A 12,447-nucleotide genomic window follows, 5' to 3' on the forward strand; every position below is an offset into this window, starting at 1 on the left:
AAAAAGGCAGCCCGGCACCCCTACCCCCCGTCAAGGTACTATCCGCTGTCCTGGCGGCACGGGTGGCAAGCGGCGCACAGTCTCACTACTTGCGAAGTTTTCCCGGGGTGGGGTTGGTCATCATCATGTATCGAGCCAACCGGCGGAACCCCCTTTAGATACAGGGTATGGGCGATTCCGCTCGCTCGCCTATCCTGCACCATGACGCCATCCCGGGCTGGTGATGCCATGGTTGTGCGCCTGAGACAGGGGGCTGCGGAAAGTAGATCGGTACTCCACTCAACATCGATGGGTGGCTCTCTCGTTGTCGCTGACCCGTTTTTTCCGATTGAATCACCAGGATTGCACCTGGCAGCCACCCGCCCGGCCTTGTACAAGGTCACGGGGATCTATTCCCGGCCACCAGGCACCCCCAACCCTGCCAGTATCGAATCGCAAAGAAGGGTAGAATTGCCAAAGGATTTAGTGAAATATTCGAGGGCACAGCATGGGCGGATTCGGGAGCGGACCGCAGAGTAACCAGCCCGCCACCAGCGAGGCAAGGCGGGTGGATATTCGTTATCTGCGAAAGCGGGGGTTGTTGCAGCCTAGTTGTGCAGGGCGCCTCAATTGGAGCTGTAGGGGCGAACCCACCGGGAGCATTCGCTACCGGGTTGAGCAGAATGGCGAGACACTTGTTCTCGACTATCGCGTTAGGGAGCCTGGCGCAGAGTGGGAGCAAATAACCATTGCCGTCCCCTTGGAGAGCGTACCCTGCCGGTACGGGGGCGGGCGTCAATATTTCTGCTGTCCCAACAGACGCTGCAACCGTCGCTGTGAAGTGCTGTTTTCCTGCGGTGTGTACTTTGTTTGCCGAAAATGCTGCGGCTATCTGTACCCCAGTCAGAAGGGCGACAAGTTGGACAAGCTGCGAGAGGCGAGGGACACGTTGGGGGCTCGAATATTTGAAGACTGGGACGGCTCCTATGGTTGGCAAAAGCGAAAGGGTATGCATTGGCGGACCTTCGAGAGACTGAGCCGACGATACAGGGCAATTGATGCTTCGTGGAATAAAACCTACTGCGACATGGCAAGGGAGCTGTTAGGCGGGGATGCTGCGCTACATTTTTGAGAAGTACCATCGCTGGTTGCCAGAGAGAAGCCTGGGGGTAGTCAAAAGTCTGGATACCAGTGTCAAGTCAGGTGGGGTATCCGGATTTCAGGATAACTGGACTTGAGCGTGCGCTTTAACCTACCCCACCGGTGATACCCAATCTGAAGGTCGGGTTTGGTTGTGGGGCGCCCCCGTGGGACAATCCTGCCCTAAATCAGAAAAATGCGGGTATGGGCGTGAGCGTTATCAAGGAATTCCTGGACCAGGTAATCAAAACATACAAGACAGGTTCGGCCACTGAGCATTCGTACAGACCAGCGTTCGTGGATTTATTCTACGGTATTGATGAGGGCATCACCGCCCTCAATGAACCCAAGCGCATCAAATGCGGTGCGCCAGACTTCATCATCACGCAAGGTGAGATCGCGATAGGCCATGTGGAAGCCAAAGACCTGCACATCGGCATTCGGGCGATGAAGGACAGCAACAAAGACCAGCAACACCGGTACAAGGCCGCTTTACCCAACCTGATCTACACCAATGGCCTCGATTGGGACTTCTACCGTGACGGCGAGCTGACGGCCTCCGTCGCCATCGCTGATTTTCTGATGGGCGTGATCCCGAAACCCGACCAATACGAGACGCTGGAAAACCTGCTGCGCGATTTCATCGCCCAGAAGCCCCAGACCATCACCAGCCCGCGTGATCTGGCCGAGCGCATGGCAGGAAAGGCCAACCTCATAAAGGACGTGCTACGCAAGACGCTTGCCGATGACGAAGCACTTCAGACGGAGCTTATGGCCCAATATCAGGCGTTCAAGGAAAACCTGATCCACGACATCACGCCGGAAGACTTCGCCGACATCTATGCCGAGACCATCGCCTACGGGATGTTCGCAGCCCGCCTGCACGACACTACGCTAGATACTTTCAGTCGCCAGGAGGCCATGGAACTCCTGCCCAAATCCAATCCCTTCCTTCGATCGCTGTTCAGCTATGTGGCCGGCTATGATTTGGACGACCGGATCGCTTGGATCATCGACGACCTGGCGCGTGTTTTCCAAGCCTGTGACGTGGCACAGCTGATGGAGGGCTTTGGAAAGCTGACCGGCCAGAACGACCCCTTCCTGCACTTTTATGAGACGTTCCTCGCCGCCTATAACCCGGCCAAGCGCAAAGCGCGCGGCGTCTGGTACACACCCGAACCTGTGGTCAACTTCATCGTGCGCGCCGTGGATGAGGTGCTGCAAACGGAATTCGGCCTGCCCGATGGTCTCGCCGACACCTCGAAAGTTACGGTGGACTGGGACACCGGCCAGACCGACAAGAAGGGCAAGGCGGTTACGATTAAGAAAGACGTCCACCGCGTCCAGATCCTCGATCCGGCAACAGGCACGGGCACTTTCCTCGCTGAAGTTATCAAGCAGATTGCCCCCAAGATTCAGGGTGTAGCCCCTGGCATGTGGTCCAGCTACATTGAGGCCGATCTAATCCCGCGCCTACACGGGTTCGAGCTGCTGATGGCGTCCTACGCCATGTGCCACATGAAGCTCGACATGATCTTGACCGAGATGGGCTATACCCCCACAGGCAGCCCGCCTCGGCTGTCGGTCTACCTGACGAACAGCCTCGAAGAGGGCGAACCGGCCAATCAGCAATTGCCGTTTTCACAATGGCTGAGCCGTGAGGCTAAAGGAGCCAACGCTATCAAGCGCGACATGCCCATCATGTGCGTCCTCGGTAATCCGCCATACTCAGGCATTTCGCACAACATGGGCGGCTGGATCACGGACCTGATCGACGATTACAAGTACGTCGATGGCGTCCACTTCGGTGAGCGCAAGCACTGGCTGCACGACGACTATGTGAAGTTTATCCGCCTTTCCGAGAGCCTGATCGAAAAGAATGGCGAGGGAGTCCTCGGTTTCATCACCAACCACGGCTACCTCGACAACCCGACGTTTCGAGGAATGCGCTGGCACCTGCTGAACACGTTCGACCGCATTCACGTCCTTGATCTGCACGGCAACGCCAAGAAGAAGGAGGTCACACCCGACGGCAAGCCAGATAAGAACGTCTTCGACATCCAGCAAGGTGTGGCGATCATCATAGGGGTGAAGACCGGTGCCAAAAAGAAGGGATTGGCCGAAGTCTACCATGGAGACCTTTGGGGCTCACGGGACGCCAAATATACGGCGCTGACTCATAGTCGCCTTGGCAAACCGGTGACGAAACGGATCGACTGCGCTGGCCCCCAATATGCTTTCGCACAGAGAGACCACGCGCTGACAGAGGTTTATGGCAAAGGCTTTGGATTGGCCGATTTCATACCTGTAAATGGAACTGGCATAGTGACAGCCAAGGATGGCCTTGTGATCGACTTCACGAAACAGGGACTGAGAGACAGGATCAGCCGCTTTGCCGATCCGGTCAAGACTGACGATGAAGTTCGAGCCGAATTCTTCCCGAGCAAGAAGGCTGGGAAGTATCCTCCCGGAGATTCCCGAGGGTGGAAGCTGCCTGCCGCCCGCGCTTCCATTCAGAGTGCGGATTGGGTCGCTGACATCAAGCCCATCGCCTATCGCCTCTTCGATACACGCGCAATCCTATATCGGCCGGACATGGTAGATTGGGGGCGATTCGATACGATGCACAATATGCTGGCAGGTAAGAATTTTGCTTTGATTTCATGCAGGCAAAGCGCCGTTCCGACATGGGAGCACATATTCATAGCTGAGACCATTGTGGATGATAGCTTTGTCTCCAATAGGACTAAGGAGCGCGGCTACTGTCTGCCACTTTACCTCTATCCCAACGAACAAGAATTGGACCAGAACCGTAGAGTGAATTTTGACGACAAGCTTTACTCACGCCTGCAAGGACTGGCCTCGCATCCCGACCATGGTACGCCCGATGAAATCGCCGTGTTCGATTACATTTATGGCGTCCTACACTGCCTAGCTTATCGCGAGACCTATGCTGAATTCCTGAAAATCGACTTCCCCCGCATTCCCTGGCCTGTCACCCCGGATGAGTTCTGGAATGTTTCCGCCAAGGGAACCGAGCTGCGCAAGCTTCACCTAATGGACCCGGCCGTTATCGGGCAGACCCCATATCCCTTCACGGGCGAGGGCGACAACCTGGTGGTCAAGCCCCGGTTTGAAGAGGGCCGCGTCTGGATCAACGAGGCCCAGTATTTCGACAGCGTGCCCGAAGTCTCATGGTGCTTCTACATCGGCGGCTATCAGCCCGCCCAGAAGTGGTTGAAGGACCGTAAGGGACGCGCATTGGCCTTCGATGACGTGAAGCACTACCAACGGATACTGAAAATTCTTGCCGAGACCGATCGTGTCATGAGGACCATAGATATGACGTTGGATGCGTCGTGAGTGATTTCGTGAACTTTCCTAAACAGTCCGAGCGGATCTGATTTGCGAATATATGCGTGCTGCCTATAACAATGGGCGCAGATGCGGTGGAGGGGGTAGAGAAACATAGGGGGCACGCTTGGCAACACCGGCGGGTTACTGTCTCGTTAATGCTAAATCGTTTTTTTCTGGTGGAATTGGCCCACCGGCGCCGCTAAGAACCATACAAAATCATATATTGGGCCCGCGCCTGCGGAGCTGGGGTAGGCGACTGAGGTTTTCTGAGGTAGGAGGGATGCCTGGCAAATACCTGTACCGCCACCCCGGGGGGACCGTAGCGGGGGAACAATTTTTGTTTCCGCAAAATGGAGTGCGCTTGGGTGGCTGCCCTGGCCAGTCCGTATGAGGTGGTCGGCAATGTATAAGCAAACTATAGGTGGCTAAGTACGTCTTGTTACTTCCGGGGATGGGGAGTTTCCTGAACAGTACGCGCGCGCGAGGCCCGTGGTGATGACATCGCCTGTTGAGGTTTGTTGAAGTAGGTTACATGGTGGGCGGCTGTCGGCGGAATGCCAGCGTAAACCAGACGCGAAACCGAGGTGACAAAACTTATTGGGGGTATTTATGGGGGTACGGTGCCTTTTAATAGACGGTAAATTACTTATATAACAATACGTTAGGCATTGTATTCAGGCGATGCCGTCCCGACCAATTTTCCTTTTAAAATCAATGAGTTGCGGGCTCTACCCACTTAACGGGGGATGGGCCGGTTTTCACTAAACCCTGTTGATGATGCCATCCCATCCACAATGGGTCAGCACCCTCAGTCGGTAATTCTCAAAGGTTCTGAAGGCTCTACCCACTTAACGGGGGATGGGCCGGTTTTCACTAAACCCTGTTGATGATGCCATCCCATCCACAATGGGTCAGCACCCTCAGTCGGTAATTCTCAAAGTTTCTGAATCCGTACGCTCTCCTCGACATCATTTCCATCTTGTTATGAAAGCCCTCGGTGGGCCCGTTGCTCTTGCTGAACCGCCACATCGTGATGATTGGCTCTAGCCAAGATGTGAGGGTCCTTGCCAGCCGGTGAAGCGGGCTGGCGTGGAACTGTTTGATTAGTGCGAGCAGCTTGGGCAGTGCTCTTTCGGTCCGTTTTCTGGTCAAGGTTTTCAGGAGCAGCAGCCGGTTGAGGCGCTGCTTGGCCTGATACAGGGCGTTGAGCACCGGGAACGCACTGAGGTAGTTGCCGAGGTTATCGCGCTGCTCTGGTGACAGGCGCCATTCATGACGGCGCATGAGGCTAATCAGGCCGCGGTTCTTGCGACCCTCGGGGTCATGGTCCTGCCAGGCCTTCAGGAAGTGCTGATTCACGAGTCGGATGACGTGAAAGCGGTCAGCCACGATCATCGCATTGGGGAAGTAGCGACGAGCGATATTGCGGTAGGTCTCCGACAGATCCATGACGATCAGCTGGACGTTGTCCTTTCCCGGTAAAGCCTTCAGATAACGTTCCAGGCTGGCCTCCGAGCGCCCCAGCACCACATCAAACACCTTGTTGCGCTTGAGATCCACCAGCGTGGTGGCGTAGCCACGCTTGCGGGTAAAGAAGTGCTCATCAATGCCCAGTACCTTGGGGCAGGGGCGATTGGCCGTCTCAGACCGCCGCAGACGGCAATGGCTGTGATACCACCGTTCCACCGTGGCGGCACTGATCCCGTGGGTCAGCGTGAGCTTGCGCTGGGTGATGCCGCCGTCGTGGGCCTCAAAGACCTCGAGCCGGAACGCTTCCGAGGCTCTGAAGCGGGGTCGAACTCCCTTGAAACGGTGCCGAAAATACCGCCGACATTGCGGGCAGTGGTACTTGGGGGACGTCAGGTGAAGCGTCATCACCTGGTTGCCAAAGCGGGTATGCTTGAGCGTGCGCTGATAGGTCGCCTTGATCCTGACCCCGTTATGCTGGCAATAGATGCACGGCGGCCGTTTGGTGGGCCTGGCATAGACCTCAATGCCTTTATCGCGGTCGACCCGCTCGACCTCTAGCTCAGATATACCTAGAATATTTCCTGCGTGGGACATCGGTATTCTCCATTAAATTGATCGTCGCAAAATCAGTTTAATGAATACCGGTGTCCCCCGTTAATGATGAAGAGCCTGTCAGAATTTTTAACGATGGCCTCGCAGTATTTGACGCAGTCATAAATCCGTTTCATCAACTTATTGAAAAATAAAAAAAAGGCTGAGGCTGGCATGAGCAATGCTAAGAAGGGTCACTGGAGTGACGCTCTGCAATCATTTNTGTCAGAATTTTTAACGATGGCCTCGCAGTATTTGACGCAGTCATAAATCCGTTTCATCAACTTATTGAAAAATAAAAAAAAGGCTGAGGCTGGCATGAGCAATGCTAAGAAGGGTCACTGGAGTGACGCTCTGCAATCATTTCAGCCCAACCCAGCGAATTGGAGATGAAAATGAAAACGAACGTAAAAAACCTGACGATCGCACTGGCTCTCATCTTACCCGCCCCTGCCATGGCTTTCATTATCTCGCCGGTCAACAGCGATGCCGCCGCGACACTGTTCGCCGCGTTGCTCGGGCCAGATAGCGGCATCAACGTCGATATGACTACCCTGGCCTTCGTCGGCAAGACCACCGTGGGCGAGGAGCAGTCCGCCACCTACACCGGTATGAACCTGGTGCCTGACGACGGTGTTGGCGCTACCATCACTAATCCCGACGGGATCCTGCTGACCTCAGGTCATGCCAACATGCCCACGACCAACACGGAATCAAACTTCTCGAACAGCCTGAGCCAACCCGGCACTGGCTCTAATGCCGCGCTGAGTACCTTGTCTGGGAATAACACCTTCGACCAGAATTTCCTCTCTTTCGATTTCACATTGGCCGCTGGCAACGCCGTCAGCGCTAACTTCGTATTCGCCTCCGATGAGTTCCCAACGCAAACCGTGACCGATATCTTCGGTTTCTTCGTCGACGGTGTAAACAACGCCTTCTTCCCCGGCGGAGCGCTGGTCAGTAACGTTCCGCAGGCAAACTTCCAGTCCAACCCGGTAGGCAGCAGCCGCTATCCTAACGAGTACAACGGATTCACGCCCAGCCTCACCGTCACTGGCCTGCTGGCCCCCGGCTTGACGACCCATAACATGCTGATCGCCATCGCCGATACATTTGATAGTATCTTCGACAGTGGTGTGTTCATCGGCAATCTGCGGTCCACTACGGCAAGCAGCGGCGGTATCGGCGATCCCGCGCCTGTCGCCTCTGTGCCCGTGCCCGCGACCTATGCACTAATGGCCATCGGCCTGGCGCTTCTGGGCGCACTGCGTCGCCGCAGCGCTGTCTGAAGCTGCAACATCCCCAATGGGGAAAGCCGGCATAGAAGTGTCGGCTTTTTCATTCCAGCTGTAGCTCAAGTTGCCACTCGGCTCCCGCCTTTGGTCCACCACTGAATGAGCTGTTGGTGCACCCGGGGGTCACTCAGCAGGGCAAAGTGATTGCGCTCGTGGAACACCTTGCAGTGTTCAGGGTTGACCTCCAGGCACCTTGACGTGTCCTTGTGATAACCCACAGCGCTGTCGGTGCGCACCAGCATATCTCCGAGCAGCACACCCAGAGGGTGGCGCAGGTGCGCGCCCAGCGTGGCGGCGACAAAGTAGTAGTCGACACTTGGCATCAGGGGTACTGCTCGGCGCCGGTCCCTGCCGGGTCGGTCCGGATGCCAACCCTCCCAGTCTTCGTCAAGCAGGTTGCCAAAGCGCAAGTCCTTGATACCCGCGCTTCTGTATTTCCCCAGTGCCAGCGGTCGCGTGAACCGTGTCTGCTGTAGCATGAGATCAAGGGCGTGGCCCGCCCGCTCCAGCGGCGCACCGTGATGCGGTGTGCCGAGGCAGACAATCCGCCGCAGGGCCGGCAGCCAGGGCATCTTCGCTTGCTCTGCGTACCAGCAGGCGCTGCGGATCACCAGTCCTCCCATGCTGTGCCCGACCAGGGACAGCGACTCCAGCGGCACTGGCCAGGCCCTGAACAGGGCGTCCAGCAGCGCTGCCAGCTCGCGACCGTTGCAGGAGACGTTGCGACCGCTGTTGTACCGCAGGTACAGCGGAGTACAGCCCAGCGCCTGCTGCAGGCTGGAGCCGAGTGCAGGCGCCCCCGCGCGTGACCAGCCAAGCTCTGACATGCCGAGACCGTGCACCATCAGCGCAACGTGGCTGGCAGGCCTGGGAATGGCCGCCGCCAGTGCCTCTGGCTCCAGGCACAGCACGGTGCTATCGCAGAGCAGGGTCATGGGGATGGCGAGCGGATTTGCGGTTGCCTCCAGGTGATCGCCAAAAGCGCCGTTGAGCGCGGCGATTGCGCGCAGTTCAGCGGCCGAGCCGGTGTGGTTGGCGACCATTGAGCCGGGTAGCAGTGCAAGGGAGCGGTCCACCCCTTGCCGCAGGGCGCCATTCACACCGCGGATGATCGCGTACACCGAGGCTGCAATGGGGCCTCGGGCGATCGACTTGTGCACGCCCTCCACCGCATTGGTAACACCTGCCACGGAATCAAAGGCCAGCCGTAACCCGCCCTGAATGGTGTGCATGGAGAGCCCCCCCCGTTTTATCGGCTGTGGGTTCACAGCTCGCCCTCCTCGTCCGGGCCTGAAGCCTGCCCGCCCAGCTTGCCGAGGCAGGCGAGGCACAGTAGCGCCGGGCGGTGACCCGTTGGCACGCCGATGGCGGCGCGCACGCCCCGTTCGAGAATTGTATTACAATCTTCGCAAACGCCATTGCGATTGAGCGTGGCTTCATGCCAGCCGATAATTGCCCCGGGTTCGGCTGGAAGGGCCAATGTGCTCTCGGTAACGAGGGCCTGAGCTACCGGGTTGCGGCCCTGTACGGCGCGCGCGATCCGAGCGCTGTCGCTGACCACGTCTTCCACCAGATTAAAGGTGTTGAGCAGCACATTGCGCACGACGGTGGACACCGATAGCCCGAGCTGTTCGGCGCGCCCGCGCAACTCTTCATCGAGGTGCTCGGGTATTCGCGCCTGCAGGACTCTGGGCTTTCTCTGCTTGCCTTTATTGCCCGCCGGTTTGCGTGTTTGCGCCATGCCAGGTTCAGCCATAGTGTATTACATTAAAGCCAAATGTAGTTCATGTGTAATACAAAAGCAAGCCAGCTACTGCTGCAGTCTGAGGGCAGAGGTTCTGGACAACAGGTCGACAGGTGGACGGGTAGCCATGTCAAGCCTGAATTTTTTGTCGTTATTGCGCTAGGATTAACCATTGTCTGGCGCGTGCGCATTTGAGGGAGAACAGGTATGGAAGTGTTTGAGAAGCATGAGTCGCAAGTTCGCGGCTACATTCGATCCTTTCCGGTAGTTTTTGACAAGGCTATCGGAGCGGAGCTGTTCGATGAAGACGGCAACCGCTTTATCGATTTCTTCGCGGGCGCAGGCACTCTGAACTACGGTCACAATCCCGAAGCGGCCGTTGAGGCGAGCATCAAGTACCTGCAGGATCGGCGCATCGCCCACGGCCTCGACAAGGCCACGGTCGCCAAGAAAACGTTCATCGAGGTGTTCGTCAAGTATATCCTTGAACCCCGAGGTTACGATTACAAAATGCAGTTTACCGGTCCCACCGGTACCAACTGTACCGAAGCCGCGATGAAACTCGCGCGCCAGGTCAAGGGCCGGGCCAACATCGTCGCCTTTACCAACGGCTACCATGGACACACCATGGGCGCTCTGGCGGTGACGGGCAACGAGGCCTATCGCGATGCGTCCTACGGCTCGCGGGGTGCAGTGTCGTTCATGCCCTTTGACGGCTTTCTCGGCGACGACATTGATACGATTCACGTCTTCCGCCGCTTTCTTGAGGATCACGGTTCCGGTATGGAGACGCCGGCGGCGGTGATTGTGGAGACGGTCCAGGGGGAGGGCGGGATCAACGTCGCTTCCACCGATTGGCTGCAAAGGCTCGCCGCCCTGTGCAAGGAATTCGATATTCTGCTTATCATCGACGATATTCAGGTCGGGAACGGTCGCACCGGCAAGTTCTTCAGCTTTGAAGAAGCCGGTATAGAACCAGACATGGTTTGCCTTTCCAAATCAATTGGCGGCGGCAACCCGATGGCGCTGCTGTTGATGAAACCGGAGGCCGACGTCTGGTCGCCGGGAGAGCATACCGGCACCTTCCGCGGCAATTCAATGGCGTTTGTGGCGGCCACCGAGCTCATTCAACAATATTGGGCTGATGACAAACTCACCGCGGAAGTGGCGCGCAAGTCCGTCATCATGCTGGAAGCCCTGGATGGTTTGCGCGACGAGTTTCCCGCGCTGAACTGCAAGGTGCGTGGCCGCGGTCTGGTGCTGGGTATTGAGACCCCCGTAGCCGGGTTCTCAGACAAAGTGGCTGCCAGGGCATTTGAGAAACGGCTGGTGTGCGAGACATGTGGCGCTGATAGTCAGGTCAACAAGCTCTTCGTGGCGCTCAATATCGAAGACGAGCTGTTGCACGAGGGGCTGGCGCTATTCCGTGAGGCGTTCCGGGAAGTGGCGCAAGAGACACTGTAGGCTCCGGTTCGCACTGTGGGGCAGTCAGCTTTGACCGATGAGTAGCTTCCGGACGGCCGGTGTGGAGGCGATCTCGCCGCGATTCAGGAACGCCTCGTGGTGCTCTTCCACTTCCTCCAGATCGTACTCATAGTTCACCAGCAGTCCCGCTGACTGCTGTAGCCCCTTCGATGAGATATCCCCGAGCCAGTTGATGCGGGCGATGCTGGCGCCGTTGCCAAGGTGGAAACGGGCCACCGGGTCCAGCGGCACGCTACCGCGCTTTTCCTGCAGCAGGTAACGGGCGCACAGCCGCATGAGCAGCGGCTGCAGTCTGCTGTTCAAACCTTCATCCTGGTACCAGTGGGATGAGTCCAGCGCGCCGAGCAGGGCGGCATCCTGGGCGCCGAGCAGGGTCTGCTGTTCGTCCGCCAGCACCCGGTTCAGCCAGGCCCTGAAACCCGGTATTGGCGACAGGGTGGCAAATTCATCCAGCTGCGGCAGTTCCTCCTTCAACCGCATGACGACCTGCTTGATCAGGAAGTTGCCGAAACTGATGCCCCGCAGGCCGGGCTGGCAGTTGCTGATGGAGTAGAAAATGGCGGTTTTCAGGCGTTCCTGGTCAACCGCGCCGTCCTGTGGCGCGAGGATGCTCTGTACCGAGCTGGACACCGAAGCTACCAGCGCAACTTCGACAAAGATCAGCGGTTCATCCGGCAGCGCCGGGTGGAAGAAGCCGAAACAGCGCCGATCCTGGGCATCCAGGCGTCGGCGCAGATCGTCCCAGCCCTGCATCTCGTGCACGGCCTCGTATTCGATCAGTTTCTCCAGCACCGAGGCCGGTGAATCCCAGTCCAGGGTTCTGAGCTTGAGGAAACCGGGGTTGAACCAGGAGCTGAGCAGGTGTTGCAGGTCGTCGTCCACGGCCCGCAGCGAATCGTCAGCGGGCATCAGTGCCAACAAATCTTCGCGCATGTTGACCACGGTGCGGGTGCCCCTGGGGGCCATGTTGATGCGCCGGAACAGGGTCTGTCGCGGTGATTCAACTGCCTGCGCCAGTGCCCGGTAGGCCTCCAGGCTGAGGGTGTCGCGATAGTCCGCCGCGCAGCGGTTGATCAGCTCCGGGTCCGGGTTGTAGTTGGCAGCCAGTCTGTGGAAAAAATCAGCTTTCTTTACCTCACTGAGCCTGGCGTAAGCGACTGCTACCTCATCTGCCAAAGCGATGCCTAGCGCCTCCCCCTTGTTGGAATAGAGCTCGCGACACAGAGCGGTGATGGTGTTTCTGTTGCGGGCAGAGCGCCGCAGCAGGTTCTTGCCGGCGTTGGCCACGGAGTTTAGCCAGCGATTGATGACCATGAGCTACCCATCTGAAAAAAGCCAGCCCCGGATGTTACTTGGGCTGGCAGGCCATGACCATACCCCTCAGCT

7 protein-coding genes are annotated in these 12,447 nt (G+C 57.6%); 3 read left to right on the top strand and 4 right to left on the bottom strand.

Annotated elements, in window-relative coordinates:
* The first annotated feature begins 1,329 nt into the window (after window positions 1-1,329).
* Window positions 1,330-4,482 carry a type ISP restriction/modification enzyme gene (locus Q6D67_RS14475; protein WP_304706374.1) on the top strand — a complete coding sequence of 1,051 codons (3,153 nt, stop codon included), beginning with the start codon at window positions 1,330-1,332 and terminating at the stop codon, window positions 4,480-4,482.
* An 867-nt stretch (window positions 4,483-5,349) separates the two neighbouring features.
* Here Q6D67_RS14475 and Q6D67_RS14480 read toward each other — a convergent pair.
* Window positions 5,350-6,540: an ISL3 family transposase gene (locus Q6D67_RS14480; protein ID WP_304706375.1), complete on the bottom strand. Its 1,191-nt coding sequence runs from the start codon at window positions 6,538-6,540 to the stop codon at window positions 5,350-5,352.
* A 392-nt stretch (window positions 6,541-6,932) separates the two neighbouring features.
* Here Q6D67_RS14480 and Q6D67_RS14485 point away from each other — a divergent pair, with 392 nt between their 5' ends.
* Window positions 6,933-7,826, top strand: coding sequence for a choice-of-anchor L family PEP-CTERM protein (locus tag Q6D67_RS14485; RefSeq protein WP_304706376.1), 894 nt, complete (start codon window positions 6,933-6,935; stop codon window positions 7,824-7,826).
* A 65-nt stretch (window positions 7,827-7,891) separates the two neighbouring features.
* On the opposite strand, the gene Q6D67_RS14490 is transcribed toward Q6D67_RS14485, so the two are convergent.
* Together Q6D67_RS14490 and Q6D67_RS14495 are read right to left on the bottom strand one after the other, a co-directional pair.
* Window positions 7,892-9,064, bottom strand: coding sequence for a triacylglycerol lipase (locus Q6D67_RS14490; RefSeq protein WP_304706377.1), 1,173 nt, complete (start codon window positions 9,062-9,064; stop codon window positions 7,892-7,894).
* Window positions 9,065-9,096: 32 nt separating this feature from the next.
* Window positions 9,097-9,588, bottom strand: coding sequence for a hypothetical protein (locus Q6D67_RS14495; RefSeq protein ID WP_304706378.1), 492 nt, complete (start codon window positions 9,586-9,588; stop codon window positions 9,097-9,099).
* A 195-nt stretch (window positions 9,589-9,783) separates the two neighbouring features.
* Here Q6D67_RS14495 and ectB point away from each other — a divergent pair, with 195 nt between their 5' ends.
* Window positions 9,784-11,040, top strand: coding sequence for a diaminobutyrate--2-oxoglutarate transaminase (ectB, locus tag Q6D67_RS14500; protein ID WP_304706379.1), 1,257 nt, complete (start codon window positions 9,784-9,786; stop codon window positions 11,038-11,040).
* A gap of 24 nt (window positions 11,041-11,064) precedes the next feature.
* On the opposite strand, the gene Q6D67_RS14505 is transcribed toward ectB, so the two are convergent.
* On the bottom strand, window positions 11,065-12,375 hold the full coding sequence (locus Q6D67_RS14505) for a malonyl-CoA decarboxylase (protein WP_304706380.1): 1,311 nt from the start codon (window positions 12,373-12,375) through the stop codon (window positions 11,065-11,067).
* Window positions 12,376-12,447 lie beyond the last annotated feature (72 nt).

This window comes from Haliea sp. E1-2-M8, assembly GCF_030649675.1.
Classification (GTDB): Bacteria; Pseudomonadota; Gammaproteobacteria; order Pseudomonadales; family Halieaceae; genus Haliea.

Bases quoted from the DNA above. Each gene is read 5' to 3' on its own strand.
- Q6D67_RS14480 (WP_304706375.1), bottom strand. From the start codon at position 6,540: ATGTCCCACGCAGGAAATATTCTAGGTATATCTGAGCTAGAGGTCGAG.
- Q6D67_RS14485 (WP_304706376.1), top strand. From the start codon at position 6,933: ATGAAAACGAACGTAAAAAACCTGACGATCGCACTGGCTCTCATCTTA.
- Q6D67_RS14490 (WP_304706377.1), bottom strand. From the start codon at position 9,064: ATGCACACCATTCAGGGCGGGTTACGGCTGGCCTTTGATTCCGTGGCA.
- Q6D67_RS14495 (WP_304706378.1), bottom strand. From the start codon at position 9,588: ATGGCTGAACCTGGCATGGCGCAAACACGCAAACCGGCGGGCAATAAA.
- ectB (WP_304706379.1), top strand. From the start codon at position 9,784: ATGGAAGTGTTTGAGAAGCATGAGTCGCAAGTTCGCGGCTACATTCGA.
- Q6D67_RS14505 (WP_304706380.1), bottom strand. From the start codon at position 12,375: ATGGTCATCAATCGCTGGCTAAACTCCGTGGCCAACGCCGGCAAGAAC.